Raw genomic sequence first — 24,041 nt, forward strand, 5'->3', positions numbered from 1 at the left:
ACCAATTGGTTATCACGGTGATAGCCCTCCGGTACGTTGCTTCTCAAGCGATTTCCACCGAACTGACGATCAACCGGCCCGCAATAGGGGTCGGATCAATGTTTATAAGGGGGAGGAATCGTGTCCAAGATTCGCACTTTATTCGCACGTGCCAGCGTTGCGGCCGTCGCTTTATCTGCCGTCACGCCGGTCGTGGCACAGGGACAAGCCACAACCGAGAATAGCACGCAGGAGGCCGATGGGGGCGTCGGCGATATTGTGGTAACCGCCCAATTCCGCTCGCAGCGCCTTCAGGACACGCCGATCGCCATTACCGCGATGGACAGCGCGATGATGGAGTCGCGCAGCTATAACACCGTCACTGATCTTACGAACAGCGCGCCCAACGTCGTCTTGAAGCCGACGACCTCGGCCTTCGGCCCTGGCGCGGCGATCTATGTGCGCGGTGTCGGACAGGCGGATACCAACTTCGCTTATGAGCCGGGCGTGGGCCTGTATGTCGACGATGTCTATCATGGCACGGTATTCGGTTCTCAACTGGACCTGCTCGATCTCGAGCGGGTGGAGATCCTGCGCGGGCCACAGGGAACGCTGGCGGGCAAGAACTCCATCGGCGGGGCCGTCAAGCTCTTCACCAAGAAACCCTCGGGCGAAGGCGGCTTCATCGAGGCCACGACGGGGAGCTTCGACCGCCTCGACTTGCGCGGTGCAGGCGATTTCGCGCTCGTGCCGGATCGGCTCTTCGTGCGTGTATCGGGCGCCACGCGCAGCAAGAAGGGTTATCTCGACCGGCTGGATTTCGGATGCGTCTACCCGAATAACGGGGTATTCACGGCCTCTGCCGCGGTGGGCAAAGATTGCGTGATCGGACAGGAAGGCGGCACGAAGTACACCGCCGGGCGTGTCGCTTTGCGCTGGGTCGCCAGTGACGACATCGAGGTCAATGTGGCGGCCAGCCGTTTGGTGGACGACTCAGAACCGAGCGCAACCAAGCTGCTCGCGATTACGGTTGCGCCGACGCTGACGCCCGGCATCACCAACCGCAACGTCTTCATCACCGGGCCGGAATCGTACACAAACTACGCCAATTACACGACGCCCGCATTCACCGATGCTGGCGGTAGCCACAATACGGTCGTGTGGCAGCCCAATACGCGTCTTCGCACCTGGGAAGTCTCTGGCTCGATCGACTGGAAGCTCGGCCCTGATCTGGCTCTGAAGTCGATCACCTCGTATCAAAGCATATCCGGCCGTTATGGCACGGATTTTGACACGACGCCCTATGGCATCAACACCAACAACATCACCAATACCCACCACCAGTTCACCCAGGAACTGCGCCTCAATGGCACGAGCATTTCGGGGCTGCTGGATTGGACGCTGGGCGGCTATTATTACAAGGCCACCAGCTATATCGAAGGCGGCAGCATCATTGCGCCGGGGGCGGCGACCTCTTCCGTCTTCTATTCGGATGACACCATTCCGGCCCGCAGCGTTTCCGGCTTTGCTCATGTCACGGCGCATCTCACGGATCGCCTCAACCTGACCGGCGGTATTCGCTACACTGACGACAAGAAGGACTATAACTTCCGCCGCTTCAACCCGTTCAACACGAGCCAGGTGAGCTATACCGCACAGCGCCTCATCGACGGTGCCGTGGGCAGTTACAGCGGGAAGCGCTGGGATTATCGCGCCAATATTGATTATCGCCTGACCGACGATCTGATGGTGTTCGCGCAATATTCCACGGGCTTCCGCGGTGGTGGCGTCAATCCGCGGCCGTTCGTCATTCAGCAGGTGGTGCCGTTCAATCCTGAATCGCTGGAAGCCTATGAAATCGGCTTCAAGAGCGATCTGCTGAATCGCGCGGTGCGGTTGAATGCTTCTGCCTTCATCAACAATTACAAGGACATCATCTTCTCGAACACGGCGCCAACCGTTGTGAACGGGGTTGTCCTGACACCGCAAAACGCGACCCCCACCAATGCCGGCGACGCCCGGTTCAAGGGGTTCGAGGCGGAACTGACCGTCAATCCGCTCCGTGGCCTGTCGTTCGACGGCAGTGTCAGCTACCTCGATTTCCAGCTCACGAAGCTGGGCGCGGCGGGCGCCACGATTGCCGGCATCACGCTCAATTCGATCGCGCCTTTCGTGACCGAGTGGAAGGTCAGCGCTGGTGCGCAATATGAGATCCTCGTCGGGAACGCGGGCACGCTGACCCCGCGCCTCGATCTCGCCTACCAGTCGTCCTTCTACACCAACTCGGACAATAACCCGGCGTCCCTGGTGCCGGCCTATACGATGCTTAATGGTCGACTGACCTGGCAGTCCGCCGACGAAGATTGGAAGGTCTCGCTCGCCGTGACCAACCTCACCGACAAGTTCTACTATCAGAACAAGACGCGCCTGCCGATCGGCCTCGTCATCGGGACGCCCGGCGCGCCGCGTGAATGGTCGCTCACCGTCAGGCGGGCGTTCTGATCCGTTCCTGCCGCCCGGACACGCGCCGGGCGGCAGGGCATGTGAGGTTTTCTCTGATGCAACTGATCGCAGGCGGAACATTCACAATGGGGTCTGACGATCACGATCCGGAAGAAGCGCCGGCCCGGAAAGTGAGAGTTCGCTGCGCGCGGGATGCGTGAGCCAGAATAAGAGGACTGCCCCAATGTCACCCCGCTCTGCCAAGCTCCGCCTCTCTCTCCTTGTCGCCTCATTGCCGGTCCTGACCATGCAACCGGTGCCGGCCGTCGCGGCCGATGAGCCGGTGCAGACTTGGCAGGCCTATCCCAAGGAGCCGGTCGCTCCCAAGGACGCACCCAATGTGCTGCTAATCATGACCGACGATGTCGGCTTCGGCGCGGCCTCGACCTTTGGCGGACCTGTCCCCACGCCGGCCTTCGATGCCCTGGCGCAGAGCGGACTGCGCTACAATGCCTTCCACACGACCGCGATGTGCTCCCCGACCCGCGCCGCACTCCTGACCGGGCGCAATCATCATGCGGTGGGGAGCGGATCGATTGCCGACGTATCGCTCGATGCGCCCGGCTACACGTCCGTCATTCCCAAGAGCGCGGCGACGATCGCCCAAGTGCTCAAGTTGAACGGGTATGACACCAGCTTCGTCGGCAAAAATCACAATACGCCGGTGTGGGAGAACACGCCGGTCGGGCCGTTCGACAACTGGCCCAACGGCATGGGATTCGATTATTTCTACGGGTTCAACGCGCCCTATGCTGATCAATTCAATCCAGCGTTGATCGAGAACCGCAACACCGTGCGGGCGCCGGAGGACCCCGATTATATTCTGGATCGGGATCTTGCCGACAAGCTTATCCACTGGATTGACGTGCAGCATAACCTGCGGCCGGAGCATCCCTTCTTCGCCTATTTCGCGTCTGGCTCAACCCATGCGCCGCATCAGGCACCGCCCGAGTGGATCGCGCGCTTCAGGGGCCAGTTCGATCAGGGATGGGATGTGCTGCGCCAGCAGACGTTCGAGCGGCAGAAACGGCAGGGCATCATTCCGGCCAACGCTCAACTCTCTCCGCGCCCGGAGCAAATTCCGGCGTGGGATCAGGTCAGCCCCGAGGTTCAGCGCGCCTACGCAAAGCAGATGGAAGTGGCGGCAGCGCAGCTTGCTTTCTTCGATTTTCAGATCGGGCGCGTGCTCGATACGCTGCGACGGAACGGCCAGCTCGACAATACCATGGTCGTCTACATTCAGGGCGATAACGGCGCGAGCGAGGAAGACCTGCGCGGCAGCGCGGACCTGCTCCGGGTGATCGCCGGCAATCCGACGACCGACCAAGACCTGATTGCCGCGATGGGCGACTATGGTGGCCCCAAATCCTTCGGCACTTATCCGGCCGGCTGGGCCTGGGCGACCAACGCGCCGTTCCAGTGGGGCAAGCGCGTCGCATCGCATCTGGGCGGCCTGCGCGATGGGATGGTGGTGAGCTGGCCGGCGGGCATCAAGAAGGGCGGGGCGATCCGCCAGCAATTCACCCACGTCATCGACGTCGCGCCGACCATTTTCGAGGCCGCAGGCGTTTCCGCGCCCGACGTCGTGAACGGCGTGCAGCAGCAGCCCATCGATGGGACGAGCTTTCTCTACACGTTCAAGGATGCGGCGGCGCCAGAGCGGCATCGCGAGCAATATTTCGAGATGCTGGGCAACCGGGCCTACTACAAGGATGGCTGGATGGCATCGACCCTGCCGGGCCGGGCCCCGTGGGATGGGGCGGCCAAGACACAGCCGGCCGATTTCAAATGGGCGCTCTACAACCTCCGGAGCGACTGGTCCCAGACGGAGGATGTCTCCTCCCAACATCCCGCGAAACTGGAAGAGCTCAAGGCGGATTTCGACGCCGCCGCGCGTCGATACGCAGTCTACCCCCTGAACGCCGATCTTCATACGCGGATGGCGCCGCAGTTCCGGCCGTCCTTGCTCGGGCAGCGCACCAGCTTCACTTACTACCCCGGCGATACGCGCTATACGAACTACGCCTTCCCGACGATCGCGGCCGGGTGGACCGTGACCGCCGACGTATCGACTGCGGGCCCAAGCTCCAGCGGGCCGATCTACGTGCAGGGGGACCATTTTGGCGGCATGGCGCTGGTGCTGAACGCAGGGCGCCCCACCTTCATCGTGAATCCCAGCAGTGCCGGGACGCCGGTGGAGATTTCTCCCCGAGATGCGTTGCCAGCGGGCCGTTACAAGATTGCGGTAGATTTCGAACCCGTCCCCGCAGGCGGCACTACCGTACGCCTCAGGGTCGACGGCGCCGAGGTCGCGTCCACGACGGTAAGCCAGGCCCTCCGCGGCCGTGGCGATGCCTATATCGGGCGCACCGGTACGGCGCCGCTCTCCTACACCCCGTCCGTGGCGCCAGTCGCAAGCCGCTGCACCTGCGACATCGCATCCGTCACGATCAGCAAGAACGCCCGGTAAACCAGGAAAGACCGATCATGCCCATGAAATCCCGTATCGCCCGCATCGCAGGATCGACGGCGCTCTCGCTCCTGGTCCTGGCCCACGGCGGCGCAGCGATGGCGAAAGAGCCCGCAGATCGCACGCAAGCGCCGGAATGGCGCTATTATCCGAAGGCACCGAGCGCCCCCAAGGGCGCGCCGAATGTGCTGCTGATCATGACCGACGATGTGGGCTTCGGGTCGGCGAGCACCTTCGGCGGCCTGATCCCGACGCCGACCTTCGACGCCCTTGCCAAGCGGGGCCTGCGGTACAATGAGTTCCATACGACCGCGATGTGCTCGCCCACCCGCGCGGCTCTCCTCACCGGCCGCAATGCCCATGCCGTCGCCTCGGGCTCGATCACCAACGTCGCCATCGATGAGCCGGGCTATACCTCTGTCATGCCCAAAAGCGCGGCGACCATCGCACGGGTGCTGCGCGACAATGGCTATGACACGGCGTTCTTCGGCAAGAACCACAATACACCGGTCTGGGAGACCGGGCCGATGGGCCCCTTCGATCGCTGGCCCAACGGGATGGGCTTCGACTATTTCTACGGGTTCAATGCCGCCGCCAGCGACCAGTTTCGTCCCGAGCTGATCGAAAACCGCAATGCCATCGAGCCCCCCAAGGATGGCGATTACATTTTCGACAAGGACATGACCAACCATCTGGTGGACTGGTTGCGGGTGAAGTGGAGCCAGAAGCCCGACAATCCCTTCTTTGTCTATCTCTCCCCCGGCACCATGCACTCGCCGCATCAGGCGCCGGCAGAATGGATCGCGCGTTTCAAGGGGCGGTTCGACATGGGCTGGGATGTCATGCGCCAGCAGATCTTCGACCGGCAGAAGCAGTCAGGCACGATTCCGGCCAATGCGGTTCTGACGCCCCGGCCCGATGCGGTGCCGGCCTGGGACAGCCTCAGTCCGGAAGCCAAGCGGACCTATGCCCATCAGATGGAGGTGGCGGCCGCGCAGCTTGCCTATTTCGATGACCAGCTGGGCCGGGTGATCCGCGAGATTGAGGCCAATGGCCAGCTCGACAACACCATGATCATCTATCTGCAGGGCGACAATGGCGCCAGCATGGATAGCCGGCGCGGCGCGGTGCAGGAGTTGCAGAGCCTCATCGGGATCGAGCCGACCGAAGCGGAACTGATCGAAACATCGGACCAGAACGGAACCCCGCATAGCTACTCGAACTACAATGCCGGCTGGGCTTGGGCGCAAAATGCACCCTTTCCCTGGGGTAAGCAGATCGCCTCGCATCTCGGCGGGTTGCGCGATGGGCTGGTCATCAGCTGGCCCCAGCGCATCAAGGCGACGGGGCAGGTCCGTAGCCAGTTCCACCATGTGATCGATATCGCGCCGACGATCTATGAGGCAGCCGGCGTCGTACCGCCGACGGAGGTCGATGGCGTGACGCAGCAGCCGATCGACGGCGTCAGCATGGTCTATAGCTTTGGCAACGCGACCGCGCCCTCCACGCGCCGCGCGCAATATTTCGAGATGCTGGGCAATCGCTCCTTTTACAAGGATGGCTGGCTAGCCTCGACCACGCCGCCCCGCGCGCCCTTCGACCGCTCGACCACCCCGCTGGACCCGTCGACGTTCAAATGGGAGCTCTATAACCTCACGCAGGACTATTCGCAGTCGCGCGATCTGGCCGCTCAGCATCCCCAGAAGCTGGCCGAATTGCAGAAGGATTTCGAAGAGGCGGCACGGCGCTATCAGGTCAATCCGATCCAGGCCGACCTGATCGGGCGTGTGGGGGCGGGGAAGCGGCCCTCGCTGGTCGATGGTCGCAACCAGTTCACTTATTATCCGGGGCCGACCCGTTATCCCCAAGGGACATTCCCAGCCCTCGGCATGGACTGGACCATGCGCGCCGCGATCACCACCGCGAGCACGAACGCGAAAGGGCCGATCGTGATCATCGGCGATGAGGCCGGGGGCGGGGGCCTGATCATGCAGGATGGTCGCCCCACCTATCTCTACAACCCGAGCGGGCGGGAAGCCGAACGCGTGCGGCTGGAAGGCGAGCCAGTCTCCGTTGGGCGGCATGATGTCAGCATCTCGGTCACGGCGGCGCCCAAGGTCGGCCCGCGCGCTGCGACGATCGCCATGATCGTGGATGGCAAGGTGGTGCAGTCGCAGGACGTCGCAGTCTATTACCCGCTGCGGGGCAGCGGTGTGATCGGCCGGTACAATGTCCGCACCCTGCTGGAGAACATGGCCGAGCCGGTCATGTCGGAACTCGCGATCGACCGCGTCACCTTCGAGAAATCAGCCAACTGAACTGAGAGGGAGGGGCGCCGCAGCCAACTGCTGCGTCCTTCGTCCGGGCCGAACTTAGGGTAACAAGCGCATGAAAAAATTCGTCAAAGTCTCGGCAGCCGCTTTCAGGGCCACCACAAGCGCGCTGGGCCTCTCGCTGATGCTGTGGGCACAACCCGGCGTCGCGCGAACCGAAGATGCGCCTAAGTCCCGACCGAACATCGTCCTCGTCATCTTGGACGATGTGGGGATCGATGCGGTGTCCGACATGTATCCTGGCATGATCGATCGTCTCGTGGAGCAGTACGGACCGTCCGGGCTCAATCATCCGAATTACCGCGCGATCAAGGGGCGTCCGGCCTCCACCCCCGTGCTGGATCGTCTGGCGGGGGAGGGGCGCACCTTCACTAACGCTTGGGCACAGCCCTTCTGCTCACCGACCCGCGCATCCATGCTCACGGGCCTGTACGCTCACAATACGGAACTGCGCGATTATGAGGATTGGCTGTCGCAAAAGCAGCATTCCTTCGTGGAGGATCTGCAGGCCGCCGGCTACACATCCGCGGTGTTCGGCAAATGGCACATGGCTGGCCTTAACCAATATCCCGGCATGAAGCCCAAGGAAGCCGGTTTCGCGCTGTTCGAAGGCAATCTGAACGGGGCGATCACCGATTACTGGCATCATGATTATCAAGTGCAGGATTCTGCCAGCCCCAACTCGGAATGGCGAACCGAGCCGGCGCCGGTCCGCTCGCTGCCGGGCATCGCTCCGACCAGTTTCGAGCCGGTCGTGCGGGCCGCCGATACGCTCAACTGGATCAAGCGCAACCAGGCTGAAGCGCCCGACAAGCCGTGGTTCGCCTGGCTCGCGTTCAACATGGTCCATATCACGGCAGGGCCGCAGCCGTCGTTCGTACCGAATGCGGATACGCTCGATGCCAAGTCCCGCGCCGAGATCGAGGCTTGTGGCGGAAAGTTCGGCACCACGGAGCTCGGCAACTGCTCCCCGCCGGCCCTGAACCGGTCCTGGGTCAATTCGACCGATACGATCCTCGGAATATTCCTGAAGGAGCTCAAGAAGCTCAGCCCGGACACCTATGTGATCATTCTGGGCGACAATGGCACGCCCATGTATGGCCGCCCGGCGGTCGATTTCATCGACAATATGTACCTGACGGCGAAGGGCAGGGCCAAGGGCACCGGTTATGAAAGCGGGATGCGGGTTCCGCTGGTGATGCTGGGGCCGGACATCAAGCCGGGCTACAGCGATGCGCTGACACACGTCGTCGATATCTACTCGACCGTCCTCGATCTGGCGCATGTGGCCAAGCCGCAGCAGGTTCCCAATCGCGCCGGAAACATGATCCCGCTGGATTCAGTGTCTCTCGCGCCTGTCCTCTTCGATGGAAAAGACAGTGTCCGGGATGAAGAGAACGACTTCATCATATCCGAGACCGTGATCCCTCTCAAAAACAGGGAAAGGCAGGTCGCCATCCGCAACAAGCGCTATAAGCTGCTGTATATCAAGTCAGAAACGGGCAATCCCTCCTGCGCGTATTACGACCTCGCGAAAGACCCGCTGGAAGAGTTTCCGATATCCAAGGCCGAGGTCGGCAGCCTGTTCGACGGAAGCATGAAGGGGCTGAACATATCCTGTGAGGGCGGATCTTGATAACTTTGGCAGGCGTGCAGGATGACAGAATTTCGTCCTGCACGTATACCGGACTTGTCCGAAACCGCGTTGAGCGAGCGAACGCCCGACACGCGGGCATGACGGAAGGGTCGGTTCAAATCATCCCGGCGCGTGTGGGGGCAGAGCGTACCAGCTCGTGAAGCGAACCCTACCGCCCTGACACAAGTTCGATAATATATATTATGTTAAATGAGGCCCTCAGGCAGGGACGCGTGCGCTATCGAATTCCTTGATAAGCCCAACAGTCTGCTCGATGTTGGCGCGACTGGATGCCCCGAACAAAATCGATTCCACATGCGGCTCGGCACAAATCCACTCTATGGCCTCTCGCGGACGAATGGCGCCTGATCCCAACACGGACATCGCAATCATTCGGGCCGGATGCTTCTCCAGCACCTCACGATAGCCATCAATTCCGCCGGACATGCGGAATCCGATCTTGTTATAGTTCGCGCAGACAATCGGATTCTCAATGCCCACGCTTTTCAGCATCGGCAAAAGCTTCGGCACATTCATGGTGATGAAGCCGGCCTCTGCATTGTAGCGGCTTTTGATGTGATCCGAGAAAACACGGAACGCGTCGGCGAAACCCAAGCCCTGGACGAGATCCGTGACGACGTTCTGGAGGAAAACGACCGGCGTGTGCAGACCACGGAACATCTTCATTTCGGCATCGACAAGCAATGTCATCATGCTCTCGATGTCCTTATTTAGCACGGCCTTGGAACCGCGCATGATCGTGTCGACCAGGCCTTCCTTGGGCAGAAATTTGCGGACGGCATCGAAATAGCCAAGCTCGGTGACCGCATTGGCATATTTGTGAGCATAAGGCATGCCTGGGTAGAAAGTGAACCCGCTCCATTTCTCCGGATTGGCCCGGACGTCATCGGCGATCTTCTCGATCTTGTCATGGGTGGTGCACATGAAGCCCCCCGCCCCGGCATGCAGCGCAATCTGCAAAACATCTACGATGGCGTCGATACTCTGAAACCGCATGGCCTGCTGACGCGCTTTCTCCTCCGACATATGATTGATGCCGAAGAACTGATTATCGCCGAAAAGGATACGTTCCATAGTTTTGTAAAACCTCGATAATCTTTGTCAGGCCCGCTCAGGGGCAGAGTCTGTTTGGGCACCGAAGCGCGGGGTCGCCGTCATTGGCGAGGGGAATCCAGGAGGGCGATAAAGGCCCAGCCAATCGGCCAGAACCAGCCAGAAGAACTCCATCGTTCGTGCATAACGCCGCCAGTAGCGCCTGGGTTCGGTGACCATGCGATAGACCCATTCCAGTCCATTGCGGTTCATCCAAGCTGGCGCCCGCTTTACTGCGTCCGCTTCATAATCGATGACCGCGCCGACCCCCATATAGACCTTCACGCCGGGCATGAGGTGACGGTGCCGATGCATCCATACCTCTTGCTTCGGAGCGCCGAGCCCCACAATCAGACAGGTCGCGCCGGAAGTGTTGATCATATCGATCACCGCAGCGCTCTCCGCCTCGTCATTGACGAAATTGAACGAGGGGCCGTGAGCGCCGACAACAATATCTCGTCCCACGAGTCCATTGACCCGTGTAAGTGCTTGCTGTGCAACCCCCGGCCGCGCGCCGAGAAAGAAGATGCGAACATCAGGATTATTGGCGTGGTGCTTGTAGTAAGCCGGAACGATATCGGAGCCTGAGGTCTTACATTTGATTTTCCGGCCAATAAGACCAAGCGCCCAGTAGACATATTTGCTGTCAGACGAGACCATCACAGCATCAGAATATGCCGCGGCAAATGCCGGATTGCGCTGAAGGTGATAGAGATGATCGGGATTGAGGGTGAAAAGCATGCCCTCATCCAGTCGATCGATGATCTCGGGGATCGTCAGGGAATCTACCCAGGCGTTGAGAAGGCGTGATTGTTGCCACGTCCCAAAGCCAGGGCGCGAGGCCAGCCGAATCTTATCGCTCATCGGCCGAGTAACCTGCCGAACACCCCGCTGGAGCGTTGCGGACGTGCCGACATCGATACGCCACTGCTGATCCCGCCGAGCGCGGCGGCGCGGATCATCTCGATCGTGGCGTCCGTTTCAGCGGCGGCAGCGAGATCGTTCTGGACGTCGACGCCGCCAGCCTTGATCGCCTTGCCGAACGCTTCAAGCTGCGCGCTATACTCCTCGCCGCGCAGGTAGAAGCTGACCGGGGCCTGCAACTCGGTGATGTATTTGACGGTCCATCCTTCCTGATAGCCGTCCGGAATGGGCGCGCCGCCCGTGAGGAACACCTGGAGTTCCTGTCGGTCGGCATAGATCTTCCCCCCCTCGCCCCAGATCGAGATGCGCGTCGTCATCTTGCGCACCGAGGGATCGGACCAATTGACGGAGAGCTGAGCGGTAGGGCCGTCGCCAAAGGTCAGGCCTGCATAGACTTCATCATCGACTTCCGCGGAAAAGCCACTCTTCAGCATGGCCCCCGTGCAGCCGGTTGGACGCCCAAAGTACCAGTTGACCAAATTGAGCGGATGCGCGGCATAATCATAGAGGCAGCCGCCGCCCTGCCCGGCCTTGCCACGCCAAGTCGGCTTTGAGGGCTTGAGCACTACCGGGCCATAGGCCTCCGCTTGAACATGGCTCACGCGGCCCAAGGCCCCGGCTTCAAGCAGTGATTTGATCTGATTGAAAGTGCCGATGAAGCGATTGTGATAACCGACCTGCGCGACGAGCCCGCGAGATTGAGCAAGCTGGGCGAGAGCTTCGCTCTCTACCGCAGAAAGCGTCAAAGGCTTCTCGCAAAAGACATGCAGCCCCTTCTCCAAGGCGGCCCGGACCATGGGGGCATGCGTGGTCGTGGGAGTGGCAATGATCACCGCGTCCAAGCCGGGTTGCGAAATCACGTCGTCATAACTGGCCACATAGGAGAGCTCGCCGTACTTCTCGATAACCTGCCCAACCAGAGCGGTGGAATCGCAGATTGCGGCGACCTTGAAATCCTCCAACGCATTGACGATGCCAAGATGCGATATGCCCATCTTGCCCAAACCAACGACCGCAACACGAATTGCCAAGACCTACCTCCGAACTGTGCGCCGGGCCTATGGCATCCGGGCATAACGCTAGTCAATTCAACAGCCCGGCAGGAGAAAACTGCAGCCGAAGGCTATAAACGCCCCGTTTTGCGCCGCTTTGGCGACACAAATGGAGCGCTGCTTGTCCTCTCCGATTAGTCGATGCGTGCTTACATCCAGTTAAAGCCGCTGCATTTCGCTCGTGAACGCGCGATAAAGATAACGGTGCCCACCACAACAAGAAGTTTTGTGCTGGGCGTGCGCGTCTGCCTGCCGTGATTGACCCATATGCTTCCGCGCAATAAAGCCATGCCTGCGCGCCCGTAGCTCAGCAGGATAGAGCATCAGATTCCTAATCTGGGGGCCACAGGTTCGAATCCTGTCGGGCGCACCACCCTCCAGCGCCGATCAGTTGACCTGATCGGGCGGGGCGATCGGAATCAGCAAGGGGGCGACGGGCAGCCCCTCTTCCAGCATCTCGCGGGTTTCCCTGACGTTGGCCGTCCCATGGATCAAGCGGCTCTCCGTTTCGCCATAATGCATCGCGCGGGCCTTGTCCGCAAAACGTTCGCCAACCCATTCAGATTGCCCGATCATTTCTGATTGAACTTGGGCCAGCGCTGTCATCAACGCACCGATCCGCTCGGCATCCGCCTTAGACATGACTGGAATGGCACCCGCGCCCCCCGGCATGGCGAGATCGGTGCGACTCGATGTTCTCTGGTTACCCTTGGCCGCCACGGCGGGAGCCATCACCGCTTTCTCGATCCTGTCATCCCCGCAGGTGGGACACAGCAACAGCCCCCCTCCCCGCTGGGTTTCGTAGTCTGCGGATGACCGGAACCACACTTCGAAGACATGATGGTGGCCGCATTTGAGATCGAAGGAAATCACGACAAAACAACGTCCTGAATAGACTTTCTATGAGCCAGTACCGGGATTTTCGAGCGGACCTGCGCGATCCGATTCAGGTCAAGATCGGCGAAATACAGTCCGGGCGCCTCCCCTGCATCGAGCAGTATGGTGCCCCATGGGTCGATGACCAGACTATGCCCGTAAGTCCGCCGACCATCCTCATGCAGCCCGCTTTGCGCGCTCGCAATGACGAAGGCGGCAGATTCGATGGCGCGGGCACGCAGCAGCACATGCCAATGCGCTTCGCCGGTCGGCACGGTGAAGGCAGCCGGCACGGCGATGATGTCCGCCCCGGCATTGCTCAGCGCGCGGAACAGGTCAGGAAAGCGCAGGTCGTAACAGATTGTCAGGCCGATCTTGCCCAACGGCGTTTGCGCCAGAACCGCCTCGTGACCGCTCTGGTAAACGCTGGACTCGCGCCAGCGCTCGCCGCTCGGCAGATCCACGTCGAACAGGTGGATCTTGTCATAGCGCGCGCGGATCCCGCCCACCGCGTCGATGATAAAGCCGCGGTTGAAGCGCTTGCCGGTTTCCGCATCGTGCAGAGCCAGCGATCCGAGATGCACCCATATGCCCGAGGCCAGCGCGGCCTCCCGGACAGCGCGGAGCGTCTCATCGTCATCCTCGGTCGCGAGCGCGGCCTCCGATCGGGTGCGATCCTGATCCAGCAAGCCACTCATTTCAGGGGTGAAAAGCATGACCGCGCCATTCGCCGCCGCGTCGTGCACTGCCGTGACCAGCGTCTCGCGATTGCGGACCGGATCGATACCGGCATTCATCTGCAAAATGGCAACGCGCACGGCGATGGCCTGGGTCAGGCGTTCAGCAACGGGTCGAGCTTGCCGCTCCGTTCGAGCGCCATCAGATCGTCGCTGCCGCCAATATGCTGGCCGCCGATGAAGATTTGCGGAAAGGTGGCGCGGCCATTGGCGCGCTCGATCATCTCGGCGCGCTTCTCGCCGCCCATGGTCAGATCATATTCCTCGAAGTCGACGCCTTTCTCTCGCAGCAGCGCCGTTGCCCGCGCGCAATATCCGCAAAAGGCCCGCGTGTAGATCTCGACATGCGCCATGCGTGGCTGTTTCCCTTGTGATAAGTCTCAAAACCGGATGTCGTGCGCATGGAAACGAATGTCAATGTTCGCCCATGCCCACCCGCGTCCAGCAGAGCACCTCGATCCGCCGCACGCCCGCAGACCGCAGCACACGCGCGCAGGCGCTCGCGGTGGCGCCGGTCGTCCAGATATCGTCGATCAGGATCACATGGCGGCCCGCCAAACGCGCCGCCGCTCCGGGGGCAAGCGCGAAGGCGCCCTTCACGATCTTCTGCCGCTCCCGCCGGCTCAGCATATGCAGCGGCGGCGTCGCCTTCACGCGACGCAGAAGCTCCGGCTCCAGCACGCCGCCGGTCCGGCGGGCGATATGGCGGCCAATCAGCGCGGACTGATTGAACCCGCGCGACCAGAGTCGCCAGCGATGCAGCGGGACCGGCAGGAAGAGGGGTGGGTCGGCTGATCCTGCGGCTTCGTCTTGCGCGACCAGTCGGGTCATATACTCTGCCATGACCCGCGCGAGGCTGAGCCGCCGCCCGTATTTCAGGCGATGGGCCACGGTTCGTGCAATCTCGCCATAGGTCATGACGGCGCGCACGCGATCATAGGGCGGCGGCTCGGATAGGCAGGCCCCGCACGTCATGTCCCCGCCGAGCGGACCCGGAAGATCGACCCCGCATGTCGCGCAGATCGGCTCGCCGATAAAATCGATGGACAGCCAACAGTCCGCGCAGAACGTCCCCACCGCGCCGACCACGACACCGCAGCCTGGGCATCGCGGCGGCAGCGCATAATCGAGCAGAGGCGCAAGTGCGGCCTGCAAAATCGTCCGAACGGCCATAAGCGGCTTGTTCCACGCAGCTGGAGTCGGCACAAGCCCGGCCATGACTGTCCCGGTGATCTTCAACGAGGCTTTGCGGGCCCAGCGCCGCGACCGCGCCGCCGGCAATTTCGCAGCGCATGACTTTCTTTACGCCGCGATGGCCGACGCCATGCTGGAGCGACTGGACGACGTGACGCGTGCCTTCGAGTCCGCACTCGTCATCGGCTGCCCGGACCGCCGCCTGGTCGATGCCCTCGCCGCGCGGGGTTGCTCGGTAACATCAGCCGATCCCGGCGCGCGGTTCGCGCAGGCCTGCGGTGGCGACATTCTTCGGGAGGATGCCCTCCCCTACCCGCCGGAAAGCTTCGACCTCATCCTGTGCTGCGGCACGCTCGATACGATCAACGATCTGCCGGGCGCCCTGATTGCGCTGCGCCGCGCGTTGCGCCCCGATGGATTGCTGCTGCTGACGATAATCGGCGCGGGATCTCTGGCGCGGCTCAAGGCGGCGCTGCTGGCGGCTGACGGGGAGCGGCCTGCCCAGCGCATCCATCCGCAGATTGACGTCCGCGCGCTCGGCGATCTGCTGTCCCGCGCCGGCTTCACCATGCCGGTGGCGGATAGCGACAATTTGGATGTCCGCTATGGCTCGATCTTCGGTCTGATGGCGGACCTGCGCGGCATGGGCGCGGCGCAGTGCCTCGCCTCGCCGCCGCCGCCGTTGACGCGCGCAGGGCTTTCGCAAGCGGCTGCGCACTTCGCGCAGGCCGCTGACCCGGATGGGCGGACGCGGGAACGCTTCGTAGTCCTGCATGGCAGCGGATGGGCGCCCGATCCGGATCAGCCCCGTCCCGCGCGGCGTGGCAGCGCCACGGTATCGCTAGCAGAGGCCCTCCGCCCCTCCCGCGCCACCGAAACCTAGTCGCTAGAGCAGCGCGTCCAGCATCGCCACGAGCGGTGCGTCGGCGGGGGGCATGTCGAGCGCGAACAGCTGGTGGGTGTGTAGCCAGCGGCTGTCCGGCGCCTCTGTCGGCTGAACGACGCCCTGCCATTTGCGGCAGACGTACAGCAGAAGCAGTAGCGGTCGCGCCCCGATCATGCCTGTCGCAAAGCTTGCCGGCGCGAGGCAGGCGGTTTCGGTCTCGATCGTGAGTTCTTCGCGCAGCTCGCGGATCAGCGCTGCTTCGGGGGTTTCATCGGGCTCGACCTTGCCGCCGGGAAACTCCCACAAGCCGCCCATCGCCTTGTCGTGCGGACGCTGCTGCACGAACACCCGGCCTTGCGCATCCACCAGCGCCGCGGCGACGACGACCAGTGGCGGTTTGCTTTGGTTCATTCCCGTCATGCTCGGGCGATCATCCTACAAATTGTTAACGGCTTGCGCTTTACACCGCGTTGGACCGACATCTGCTTCAGGAAACCCTCGTGCGGGCCTTCATCCACAGCCTTCTCGCATCCCAAAAAGGCGCCACCGCCGTCGAATATGGTTTGATCCTCTCCCTGATCGTGCTGGCGCTCGTCACAGGCGTTTCGCACCTTGGGTCATCGACGACCCGTACCTGGAATGAAGTATCGAACGAAGTGACCAGCCATTAACCACCATTTTTTTACAACTTGGCCCCAGATTAGGAATTTGGAAATCAATCGGCCGTATCGATAGCCTGCTTGCTGACCCCATTCAGTGGCCGGGTGTGATTGATACCAAGGAATTGAGGAGACATCCTATGAAGACCCTTCGCAAGTTGTTCAAGAACGACAAGGGCGCGACCGCCATCGAATATGGCCTGATCGCAGCCCTGATCGCCGTCGCAGCCATCGCCGGCATGAGCGCCATTGGCGGAAGCCTCGGCAACACGTTTAATGGCGTGTCCGACAAGCTTGATACGTCGGGCGCTGCGGGCAACTCAACGACGCCGTAATAGTTCTGAGGCAGTTTCGACGACTCCCTCATAAGAACGGGTGGCGACCTCGCGGTTTGCCACCCGTTTTTGCTTATTCAACCCAGCGCTCAGTAGGTCACGATCTTGACCCGGCTGCCTGCGGACAAGGCGGTGTTGGACGACAATCCGTTCAGCACCAGGAACCGCTCGACCTTGTAATCGTCGAACGCCATGCGGCTGGAGAGTGTCTGGACGGTATCGCCCTGGCGCACCGTCACCAGTTGCAAGCGACGCGGTTTGATCGCCGCCGCCTCCTTGTCCGTCATGCGCGTCACGGAGTTGATCAGCGTCGAAAGCGATCCCAGTCCCCGCCCCGCTGGCGTGACCGTAATAAAGTGATAGGCCGTCGACGGGCCGAACTGATAGGCAACCACCGTCACGTCGAGCCGTGTCCCCTGGCTGTTGGCCATGCTGGCCGAGCCCGACGCGACCGGCAGGCCGTTGATGGTGGTGCGCTGGACGCGAATGTCCGGCGCCTGCCCTTGCCCAGCCAGCTGATTGAAGACTGACTGGACGTAGCCGTCGAGATTGCCATTGAACTGCGCCATCGAGAATTGCGCCTGGCCGGATTGGCCGACTACGGCCACGGCGCTGGCGCCGTTCTGGATCGAGAAGCCCTGGGGTGCCGTGAACTTGAGCTTCATCACCGGATGCAGGAACTGATTGCCCTGCACGATCCCGTCCTTGGGATCGTCACCATAAATCATGCCGCCCAGCTGATTGAGGAACACGTCGCGATTGCGCAGCGTGTTGGTCGAGCGGGTCGCCTGCGCATTGGTGAGCGCGCGGCGAACGCGGGAGGCGGGATCGGGGTGTGTGCTGGCCCATTCGGGCACCGCCGTGCCCTGACCACGCACCTGCCCGTCCAGCGTGTTCTGTGCCGCCAGCGAGGCGAGCATGGAGGACAGCGCCTTGGGGTCGTAGCCCGCGCTCGCGAGATAGCGGATGCCAAGATCGTCCGCCTCATATTCCTGCGAGCGGGAGAATTTGAGAGTCAGCAATTGCGTGCCCGTGCCGATGCCGCGTTGCAGGAGCTGGCCCAGCCCGGAATCGCCCGCGACAGCGCCAACGAGCACCTGCCCCAGCACGCCGAGGATCGAGTTGCGGGTGGCTGCGCTTTGGCGGCGCTGGCCGTGCTGGGCTGCGACGTGGCCGACTTCGTGGCCAAGGACGCCCGCCAGCTCGGCTTCGTCATTCATGAGTGCCAGCAACTGGCGAGTTACATAGACATAGCCGCCGGGGATCGCGAACGCGTTGTTCACTGATGAATTGAGCAGGCTAATCGTGAAATCATTCTGCTGGTTCGACAGGCTCGACTGCACTGCGATGCGTTTGCCGACGCTGGTCACATAGGTGGCCTGCGGACCATTATAGACGCCGCCGAATTCCGCCAGAAGCTCCGGGTGTGCCTTGGCGCCCTGCTGGCGCTCGGACTGGCTCATCGAGGTCGCCGTGCGGATACCCCCCTGCTGTGCCTCGCTCGATTGCGTGGTTGCGCAGCCTGCCACGAGGGCGCCGCTCAACCACAGCATCAGATATTTGCGGCCCATGGCCTCCCCTTCTCATTCAGGTCTATTTTGCGACGAACCGAAAATAGACAGACGTTGAGGGAATGCAAATCGCCTTGGGCTGTTCCCGTTGTCAGGCACCCATGGCCAGAAACTTCTGCGCTCGCTGCGTGCGCAGCGCATTCGAATCTTCGCTGGCGAGGGCACCAAGCTCTTCCAGAATTGCGCCCTTGAGGCTCCCGATAGCCGAGTCGGGCGCCCGATGAGCACCGCCCACCGGCTCCGGAACGATCCGGTCGATCACCCCCAGGCTGGCGAGCTGCTGCGCGGTGACCTGCATGGCTTGCGCCGCGTCCGCCGCCTTGTCGGCAGTCCGCCAGAGGATGGAGGCACAACCCTCAGGCGAGATCACAGAATAGATCGCATGTTCAAACATCAGCACGCGATTGGCAGACGCCAGCGCCACGGCGCCGCCCGATCCGCCTTCGCCCACCACGGCCGCGACCAGCGGCACGCCGAGGGTGAGGCAAGCCTCGGTGGCACGCGCGATCGCCTCCGCCTGGCCCCGCTCTTCGGCCTGCACGCCGGGGAAGGCGCCTGAGGTGTCGACCAGCGTTACCACGGGCAGGCCGAAACGATCGGCCAGCTGCATCAGGCGGATCGCCTTGCGATAGCCATCCGGCATGCCCATGCCGAAATTATGCTTTACCCGGCTGGCGGTATCATTGCCCTTCTCGTGGCCGATGAGCATCACCTTGCGGCCCTCGATGGTCGCAAAGCCGCCCTGAATGGCCTGATCGTCGGCAAAGGCGCGGTCGCCAGCCAGCGGCATAAAGTCGCTGCACATGCCCTCGACGAAATCGCGGAAGTGCGGCCGCTGGGCATGGCGCGCGACCTGCGTCTTCTGCCAGGGCGTCAACCGCGCGTAGAGATCCCCGAGCATCGCCGTCGAGCGCTGCTGCAGCTTTTCGACCTCCGCATCGATATCGATGGAATCATTGTCCGCCGTCTCGCGCAATTCGTCGATCCGGGCCTGGAGTGCCGCTACCGGCTTCTCAAAGTCGAGATAACTGATCATGCTCGCGCGCTATACGCCGCGTCGCTTGAGGTCAACGAGCGGATGGCGTGCATTAACGAGCGCAACCAGTCGCGCGGCGTCGACATGGGTATAAATCTGGGTGGTCGCGATGTCGGCATGGCCCAGCATCGCCTGCAGTGCGCGCAGGTCTGCGCCCCCTTCCAACAGATGGGTCGCGAAGGCGTGACGCAGGACATGCGGGCTGACCCGCGCCGGATCGATCCCGGCCTCGGCGGCCAAAGCGCGCACCAGCTGGAAGAGGCGCACGCGGCTCAAATAGGATTTGCCTGACGGGAAGAGCCAGGCACTGTCCTCCGGCACATGCGCTCGCCACGCGGCCACGGCCGCGCGCGCACGGTCGGAGATCGGCACAAGCCGCTCGCGCCCGCCCTTACCCCGCAGGATGAGAAAGGGGCGATCGGTCGCCATGGCCTTGGCGGGCAACGAGACCAGTTCGGTCGCGCGCAGTCCCGATCCGTAGAGCAACTCGATCAGCGCCGCGAGCCGCAGGTCGAGCGGATTGACCGGCACGCGCGCCACCCGTTCGGCGATCACCGCAAAAATCGCATCGACATCCTGATGAGACAGTATTTTGGGGAGCGGACGCTGCAGGCTCGGCCTTGCCAGAGTCGCGGTGGGATTGTCAGCCCGGACCGCCTCCGCCTCCAGAAAAGCGAAGAAACCTCGTAGCGCCGAAAGTTTGCGCGCGACCGTCGATGTCGCGAGGTCCCGCCACGATGCAGCCAGCGTAGCGAGCCGGGCCGCGTCCGCATCTGCCAGCCCCTGGCAGAGCGCCGCAGCGTCTTCGAGATCGGTTCGATAGGCAAGCAATGTGTTGCGCGAGGCGCCACGCTCAGCCGCCATCATGGTGAGGTAGCGGCTGATCAGCGTGGCATCGCGCGAACCGACGATCGATTCGCGCTCGTCCGCACCGGCCATCAGAGCCGGGCCATCGCCTCGGCGCCGATCATCCGCGCATAAGCCTCAAGACCGACAGCGTTCAGGCTCGATACGATGTAATAAAGCTGCTCGGGCGTCATGTTGCGCCAGTTGAGGCTCTGCATCCCGACGCCCGCCAGCAGCGCTACCGTGCCCTGTTCCCGACGTGCCGCCGCCGCAACGATTGCCCGCACCCATGGACGCCGCGAAGACAGGTTGACCCCGGCATCCTGCAAGAGCTGCGCCCGCTCGCCAGCAGGCAGGCGGTTGAGCCCGCCCAGCACGGCGACAAGGCTATGGCCACGCAACTTGTCTTCTGCCTCATCGGCGTCGACAAAAGCGGCGATACGATTTGCGGACAGGTCCACCGCTGCATCGGGCAGGCCGGTCGCCAACAGGGCCCAGCTGCGCTGCTGTGCGTCACCGTCCAGCCCCTCGATCACGCTGCGCCAGCGCGCGGCACTCCGATCATAGCCGCCTGCGAGCATGGCAGCGATCAGCCAGGGCGTATCCTCGCCTGCTTCGGCGTAGACCGGCAGCGCCGCCGCCGCGCGCGCGACAGCGGGCAAGGCGCCATAGTAAACGCCACCCGGCCCGGCACTCCAGCCACCTAACGGCTGGGCCTGCCAGAAATCGCGCATCGCGGAAATTCGCGTGCCGGTATCGCCCGAGCCATAGGCCGTCCGCAACCAGTCGACGCGATCATTCGCGGTAGCCTCGGCGGACTCGTCCTCTGCCAAGGCAGCGAAGAAGCCCAATGTTGCGGCGCCTGAGAAAACGCCCAGCTGTGAGGCGACTCCTACGCCGGCCAAACGATCCATCGGCGACAGATTGGCCGCGCGAGCCTGCCAGGCGAGCACCTGCGGCCCGGCTGTCTGGAACAGCGCTGGCGGAATGGCGACGTTGGTTGCCGTCGCCAAGCCATAGCGCCATGTCGTAAGCTGGCTCACGCCATCCCACTCGATCTTCACCGAACGGCGGCTGTTCGGCCCGGCGCCGACCACTTTTTCGGCAAGCCGGTAATCGATGCCACGCGCGATGCCGCGCCGCTGCGCCTGGCTGAGCAATGCACTCGCCGTGCCCTGATCCGCCGAGAAGGACGCGCAGATGGCCTGCGCCATGAACCAGCCCGGCTCGTCGCTCATATCCCGCGCGCGCGGCAGCAGCGGGCAGAAGCCGGCGGGATCGGCGGTAGCGAGTTGCACCTGCATCGCCACGGAATAGAGCCGGCGGCTATACTGATCGGCATCGACCTGCTGGATCAGCAGGCGCGCATTATCCGCCTCGCCCATGCGCAGCAGCAGCCATGCGCGCTCGGCTGCCCAGTCCGCGCCGTTGATATCCGACGGCGTGGCGAGCTGGGAGAGCAACGCCCGGCGCATCAAAATGCTCGCCCAGCGGGACATGACCGGCGCGCGCATCGTGCGCATTACGCCGGCAAGGGCCTGCCCATTGCGTTGCCCGAAGGCACTCTCGCCCAGGCCGCCCTGCGCCACCTTGAGCGGGCCGATCCGGTCCAGAGACCGGCGCGCGGACGGCGGCAGATCGTATTTCTCGGCGATTTCGTCCGCTGCCGTCTCGTTCACCGCCTCGTCGGCCGCCATGGCATTGGCGGCGCGGTCGACGACAGCGCCGGGCGGCAGCAGCGGCGTTGGCGCGGGCGCGGCCGGCCGCGCGGGCTGCGGTGTCGCCGGCTGCGGCCCGCTGGGCGACGGCGTCGGCGCGGCATCGCCAAATCCGGGCGGCAGCAGCGATTCAGGGCCGCTCTGCGCCAGCACGGGAATGCTGAGCGCCAGCGCGCTCAAACCCGCCAGCAAGCCAATCTGTCTGCCTCGCACTGCCCTGCCCTAACCGGCAAGTTGCTCGGCGGAAACCGGCAGCTCGATCTCGGTGACGGGTCGTTCAGCGCCGTTCCACCAGGACAGCACGAGGAGCAGCACGATGACGACCAACAGAATGACGCCGATCAGCGACAGCGGATTACGCGGACGGCGTGAGCGATAGGACTGTTGATAAGGGTCGCGGCGGCTGAGTTTCATGATGGGGGATCGGGCCTTACCGTTGCAGTGACATATGCCTGATGGCGTTCGAACGCCGTTGCCTCAGACGTTGGCGGCTGTATAGCCGCGCAGATCATGGGGCGAAACGATAAATATCGCGAAGAGGCCATCGCAGGGTCATCCGCAGGACCATCCATCGTCCTGGTGGGCCTGATGGGCGTGGGAAAGTCCACCATCGGCCGTCGCCTCGCAGCCCGGCTCAACCTGCCCTTTGTCGATGCCGACGACGAGATCGAGCGGGCGGCGGGGATGACCATTCAGGAAATCTTCGACACCTATGGCGAGCCGGCCTTTCGCGATGGCGAACGGCGCGTGATCGCCCGGCTGATCGACGGCGTGCCCAAGGTTGTCGCCACCGGTGGTGGCGCTTTCGTCAATGACGAGACGCGGGCGCTGATCCTCGCGCACGCCACGGCCGTCTGGCTGGATGCGGATATCGACATTCTCGTCGACCGCGTTTCGCGGCGCGATGGCCGCCCCCTGCTCAAGGGCCGTGAGCCGCGCGAAGTGCTCAAGAGCCTCGCTGCGGCGCGCACGCCCTTTTATCAGCAAGCCCCCATCCACATCAAAAGCTCGGACTCGCCGCATGAGGCGACCATCGACAAGATCGTGAAAGCGCTCAACCCATGACCACCGTCCCCGTTTCCCTTGGCGAGCGCAGCTATGATGTCCGCATCGAAGCAGGCCTGATGGAGCGCGCGGGCGAGGCGCTGGCGCCTTTTGCCAGCAGCCGATCCTTTCTAGTCGTGACGGATACGCATGTTGCGACGGCCCAATGGCCGCGCCTTGCGGCCGCGCTGGAGCGGGCCGGGCTGGCAGCCGAGTTGGTGACGCTTCCGGCGGGCGAATCCACCAAGAGCTGGCAGCATCTCGAAGCCCTGACCGACCGGATGATCGCCCATGGCATAGAACGGCGGGACCATGTGATTGCACTGGGCGGCGGAGTGATCGGCGATCTGGTCGGTTTCGCGGCATCCATCGTCAAGCGGGGCTGCAACTTCGTGCAGATCCCGACCACTTTGCTCTCCCAGGTGGATAGTTCGGTCGGCGGCAAGACCGCGATCAATAGCCGGGCAGGCAAGAACCTGCTGGGCGCCTTCCATCAGCCCTCACTGGTGCTGATCGACCCGGATACGCTCGACACGCTCGGCCCGCGCGAAGTGCGCGCCGGCTACGCCGAGGTGGTGAAATATGGCCTGATCGACGATGCCGAGTTTTTCGCATGGTGCGAGGCGAACGGCACGGCGCTGATGGCTGGCGACCCCGAGGCCCGCGCCCATGCCATTGCCCGCAGCGTCGCCGCCAAAGCCGCCATCGTCGCCGAGGATGAGCGCGAGACCAGCGGCCGCCGGGCGCTCCTCAACCTTGGCCACACGTTCGGCCATGCGCTGGAGGCGGAAACCGGCTTTTCGGATCGACTGCTGCATGGCGAGGGCGTCGCGGCGGGCATGGCCCTAGCCTTTGGATACTCCGTGCGGCGCGGCGAATGCCCGCCCGAGGATGCAGAGCGGGTCGTTGCGCATCTGCGCGCCGTCGGCCTGCCGGCGTCGCTGGCGGATGCGGGCGTGTCCGCGTCCGGCGCGCGGCTCGTCGAGCATATGCTGCATGACAAGAAGATGAGCAGCGGCACCCTGCCCTTCCTGCTGGCCCGTGGCATCGGCAAGACCTATCTCGCCAAGGATGTCGATCTGGCGGACGTTGCCGCCTATCTCGACGGCGCCTGAAACAGGCAGATCGCC

General features: G+C 63.1%; 22 protein-coding genes and 1 tRNA gene. 10 read left to right on the top strand and 13 right to left on the bottom strand.

What is annotated here, in order from left to right; all coding sequences use genetic code 11:
- Positions 1-120: 120 nt before the first annotated feature.
- The 4 genes from M2337_RS11420 to M2337_RS11435 all read left to right on the top strand — a co-directional run bounded on the left by M2337_RS11420 (position 121) and on the right by M2337_RS11435 (position 8,920).
- Positions 121-2,481, top strand: a complete 2,361-nt coding sequence (locus M2337_RS11420; RefSeq protein ID WP_264570329.1) for a TonB-dependent receptor — start codon at positions 121-123, stop codon at positions 2,479-2,481.
- A 184-nt stretch (positions 2,482-2,665) separates the two neighbouring features.
- Positions 2,666-4,951, top strand: a complete 2,286-nt coding sequence (locus M2337_RS11425) for an arylsulfatase (protein WP_264570330.1) — start codon at positions 2,666-2,668, stop codon at positions 4,949-4,951.
- 17 nt (positions 4,952-4,968) lie between these two features.
- Positions 4,969-7,269 (top strand): arylsulfatase, encoded by a 2,301-nt coding sequence (locus M2337_RS11430; RefSeq protein ID WP_264570331.1) that lies wholly within the window; start codon positions 4,969-4,971, stop codon positions 7,267-7,269.
- A 70-nt stretch (positions 7,270-7,339) separates the two neighbouring features.
- Positions 7,340-8,920 (top strand): sulfatase, encoded by a 1,581-nt coding sequence (locus M2337_RS11435; protein WP_264570332.1) that lies wholly within the window; start codon positions 7,340-7,342, stop codon positions 8,918-8,920.
- 219 nt (positions 8,921-9,139) lie between these two features.
- Here the strand turns inward: M2337_RS11435 and M2337_RS11440 are convergent, their stop codons facing one another.
- Genes M2337_RS11440 through M2337_RS11450 form a run of 3 tightly spaced genes read right to left on the bottom strand, consistent with a single transcriptional unit; the run spans position 9,140 to position 11,988 of the window.
- Positions 9,140-10,015, bottom strand: coding sequence for a hypothetical protein (locus tag M2337_RS11440; RefSeq protein WP_264570333.1), 876 nt, complete (start codon positions 10,013-10,015; stop codon positions 9,140-9,142).
- 27 nt (positions 10,016-10,042) lie between these two features.
- On the bottom strand, positions 10,043-10,897 hold the full coding sequence (locus M2337_RS11445) for a WecB/TagA/CpsF family glycosyltransferase (RefSeq protein WP_264570334.1): 855 nt from the start codon (positions 10,895-10,897) through the stop codon (positions 10,043-10,045).
- Complete coding sequence (locus M2337_RS11450) at positions 10,894-11,988, bottom strand: Gfo/Idh/MocA family protein (protein ID WP_264570335.1); 1,095 nt, start codon at positions 11,986-11,988, stop codon at positions 10,894-10,896. The genes M2337_RS11445 and M2337_RS11450 overlap by 4 nt, the downstream gene beginning before the upstream one ends.
- Before the next feature lie 317 nt (positions 11,989-12,305).
- Between M2337_RS11450 and M2337_RS11455 the strand changes: the two genes are divergently transcribed.
- Positions 12,306-12,382, top strand: a tRNA-Arg gene (locus M2337_RS11455).
- Positions 12,383-12,396: 14 nt separating this feature from the next.
- Here the strand turns inward: M2337_RS11455 and M2337_RS11460 are convergent.
- The 4 genes from M2337_RS11460 to M2337_RS11475 all read right to left on the bottom strand — a co-directional run bounded on the left by M2337_RS11460 (position 12,397) and on the right by M2337_RS11475 (position 14,795).
- Positions 12,397-12,882: a DUF1178 family protein gene (locus M2337_RS11460; protein WP_264570336.1), complete on the bottom strand. Its 486-nt coding sequence runs from the start codon at positions 12,880-12,882 to the stop codon at positions 12,397-12,399.
- Entirely contained in the window at positions 12,879-13,703 is an 825-nt protein-coding gene (locus M2337_RS11465) for a carbon-nitrogen hydrolase family protein (RefSeq protein ID WP_264570337.1), read from the bottom strand. Before M2337_RS11465 ends, M2337_RS11460 begins: the two co-directional genes overlap by 4 nt.
- A gap of 14 nt (positions 13,704-13,717) precedes the next feature.
- A complete protein-coding gene (gene grxC, locus M2337_RS11470; RefSeq protein WP_264570338.1) occupies positions 13,718-13,975 on the bottom strand; it encodes a glutaredoxin 3 in 258 nt (85 codons plus the stop codon).
- A gap of 61 nt (positions 13,976-14,036) precedes the next feature.
- Positions 14,037-14,795, bottom strand: a complete 759-nt coding sequence (locus tag M2337_RS11475; RefSeq protein WP_264570339.1) for a ComF family protein — start codon at positions 14,793-14,795, stop codon at positions 14,037-14,039.
- A gap of 43 nt (positions 14,796-14,838) precedes the next feature.
- On the opposite strand from M2337_RS11475, the gene M2337_RS11480 reads away from it, so the two are divergent.
- Positions 14,839-15,699, top strand: coding sequence for a class I SAM-dependent methyltransferase (locus tag M2337_RS11480; protein ID WP_264570340.1), 861 nt, complete (start codon positions 14,839-14,841; stop codon positions 15,697-15,699).
- A gap of 3 nt (positions 15,700-15,702) precedes the next feature.
- Here M2337_RS11480 and M2337_RS11485 read toward each other — a convergent pair whose 3' ends face one another.
- Positions 15,703-16,113 carry a (deoxy)nucleoside triphosphate pyrophosphohydrolase gene (locus tag M2337_RS11485; RefSeq protein ID WP_264570341.1) on the bottom strand — a complete coding sequence of 137 codons (411 nt, stop codon included), beginning with the start codon at positions 16,111-16,113 and terminating at the stop codon, positions 15,703-15,705.
- An 89-nt stretch (positions 16,114-16,202) separates the two neighbouring features.
- On the opposite strand from M2337_RS11485, the gene M2337_RS11490 reads away from it, so the two are divergent.
- Both M2337_RS11490 and M2337_RS11495 read left to right on the top strand, forming a co-directional pair.
- Positions 16,203-16,373 carry a Flp family type IVb pilin gene (locus M2337_RS11490; RefSeq protein ID WP_264570342.1) on the top strand — a complete coding sequence of 57 codons (171 nt, stop codon included), beginning with the start codon at positions 16,203-16,205 and terminating at the stop codon, positions 16,371-16,373.
- Positions 16,374-16,501: 128 nt separating this feature from the next.
- Entirely contained in the window at positions 16,502-16,696 is a 195-nt protein-coding gene (locus M2337_RS11495; RefSeq protein ID WP_264570343.1) for a Flp family type IVb pilin, read from the top strand.
- Positions 16,697-16,785: 89 nt separating this feature from the next.
- On the opposite strand, the gene M2337_RS11500 is transcribed toward M2337_RS11495, so the two are convergent.
- The 5 genes from M2337_RS11500 to M2337_RS11520 all read right to left on the bottom strand — a co-directional run bounded on the left by M2337_RS11500 (position 16,786) and on the right by M2337_RS11520 (position 22,281).
- Entirely contained in the window at positions 16,786-18,267 is a 1,482-nt protein-coding gene (locus M2337_RS11500; RefSeq protein ID WP_264570344.1) for a M48 family metalloprotease, read from the bottom strand.
- A 91-nt stretch (positions 18,268-18,358) separates the two neighbouring features.
- Complete coding sequence (locus M2337_RS11505) at positions 18,359-19,303, bottom strand: acetyl-CoA carboxylase carboxyltransferase subunit alpha (RefSeq protein WP_181559711.1); 945 nt, start codon at positions 19,301-19,303, stop codon at positions 18,359-18,361.
- A 9-nt stretch (positions 19,304-19,312) separates the two neighbouring features.
- Entirely contained in the window at positions 19,313-20,242 is a 930-nt protein-coding gene (locus tag M2337_RS11510; RefSeq protein WP_264570345.1) for a tyrosine recombinase, read from the bottom strand.
- Positions 20,242-22,059, bottom strand: coding sequence for a hypothetical protein (locus M2337_RS11515; protein ID WP_264570346.1), 1,818 nt, complete (start codon positions 22,057-22,059; stop codon positions 20,242-20,244). The genes M2337_RS11510 and M2337_RS11515 overlap by 1 nt, the downstream gene beginning before the upstream one ends.
- 30 nt (positions 22,060-22,089) lie before the next feature.
- Entirely contained in the window at positions 22,090-22,281 is a 192-nt protein-coding gene (locus tag M2337_RS11520; RefSeq protein ID WP_181559713.1) for a hypothetical protein, read from the bottom strand.
- A 96-nt stretch (positions 22,282-22,377) separates the two neighbouring features.
- On the opposite strand from M2337_RS11520, the gene M2337_RS11525 reads away from it, so the two are divergent.
- Both M2337_RS11525 and aroB read left to right on the top strand, forming a co-directional pair.
- A complete protein-coding gene (locus M2337_RS11525; protein ID WP_181559714.1) occupies positions 22,378-22,932 on the top strand; it encodes a shikimate kinase in 555 nt (184 codons plus the stop codon).
- Positions 22,929-24,026 carry a 3-dehydroquinate synthase gene (gene aroB / locus M2337_RS11530; RefSeq protein WP_264570347.1) on the top strand — a complete coding sequence of 366 codons (1,098 nt, stop codon included), beginning with the start codon at positions 22,929-22,931 and terminating at the stop codon, positions 24,024-24,026. The genes M2337_RS11525 and aroB overlap by 4 nt, the downstream gene beginning before the upstream one ends.
- Positions 24,027-24,041: the final 15 nt, after the last annotated feature.

The organism is Sphingobium sp. B2D3A, assembly GCF_025961795.1.
Taxonomy (GTDB): Bacteria; Pseudomonadota; Alphaproteobacteria; order Sphingomonadales; family Sphingomonadaceae; genus Sphingobium.

Bases quoted from the DNA above. Each gene is read 5' to 3' on its own strand.
- M2337_RS11525 (WP_181559714.1), top strand. From the start codon at position 22,378: ATGGGGCGAAACGATAAATATCGCGAAGAGGCCATCGCAGGGTCATCC.
- M2337_RS11505 (WP_181559711.1), bottom strand. From the start codon at position 19,303: ATGATCAGTTATCTCGACTTTGAGAAGCCGGTAGCGGCACTCCAGGCC.
- M2337_RS11435 (WP_264570332.1), top strand. From the start codon at position 7,340: ATGAAAAAATTCGTCAAAGTCTCGGCAGCCGCTTTCAGGGCCACCACA.
- M2337_RS11425 (WP_264570330.1), top strand. From the start codon at position 2,666: ATGTCACCCCGCTCTGCCAAGCTCCGCCTCTCTCTCCTTGTCGCCTCA.
- grxC (WP_264570338.1), bottom strand. From the start codon at position 13,975: ATGGCGCATGTCGAGATCTACACGCGGGCCTTTTGCGGATATTGCGCG.
- M2337_RS11485 (WP_264570341.1), bottom strand. From the start codon at position 16,113: ATGAACCAAAGCAAACCGCCACTGGTCGTCGTCGCCGCGGCGCTGGTG.
- M2337_RS11510 (WP_264570345.1), bottom strand. From the start codon at position 20,242: ATGGCCGGTGCGGACGAGCGCGAATCGATCGTCGGTTCGCGCGATGCC.
- M2337_RS11480 (WP_264570340.1), top strand. From the start codon at position 14,839: ATGACTGTCCCGGTGATCTTCAACGAGGCTTTGCGGGCCCAGCGCCGC.
- M2337_RS11445 (WP_264570334.1), bottom strand. From the start codon at position 10,897: ATGAGCGATAAGATTCGGCTGGCCTCGCGCCCTGGCTTTGGGACGTGG.
- M2337_RS11430 (WP_264570331.1), top strand. From the start codon at position 4,969: ATGCCCATGAAATCCCGTATCGCCCGCATCGCAGGATCGACGGCGCTC.
- aroB (WP_264570347.1), top strand. From the start codon at position 22,929: ATGACCACCGTCCCCGTTTCCCTTGGCGAGCGCAGCTATGATGTCCGC.
- M2337_RS11520 (WP_181559713.1), bottom strand. From the start codon at position 22,281: ATGAAACTCAGCCGCCGCGACCCTTATCAACAGTCCTATCGCTCACGC.
- M2337_RS11500 (WP_264570344.1), bottom strand. From the start codon at position 18,267: ATGGGCCGCAAATATCTGATGCTGTGGTTGAGCGGCGCCCTCGTGGCA.
- M2337_RS11440 (WP_264570333.1), bottom strand. From the start codon at position 10,015: ATGGAACGTATCCTTTTCGGCGATAATCAGTTCTTCGGCATCAATCAT.
- M2337_RS11475 (WP_264570339.1), bottom strand. From the start codon at position 14,795: ATGGCCGTTCGGACGATTTTGCAGGCCGCACTTGCGCCTCTGCTCGAT.
- M2337_RS11495 (WP_264570343.1), top strand. From the start codon at position 16,502: ATGAAGACCCTTCGCAAGTTGTTCAAGAACGACAAGGGCGCGACCGCC.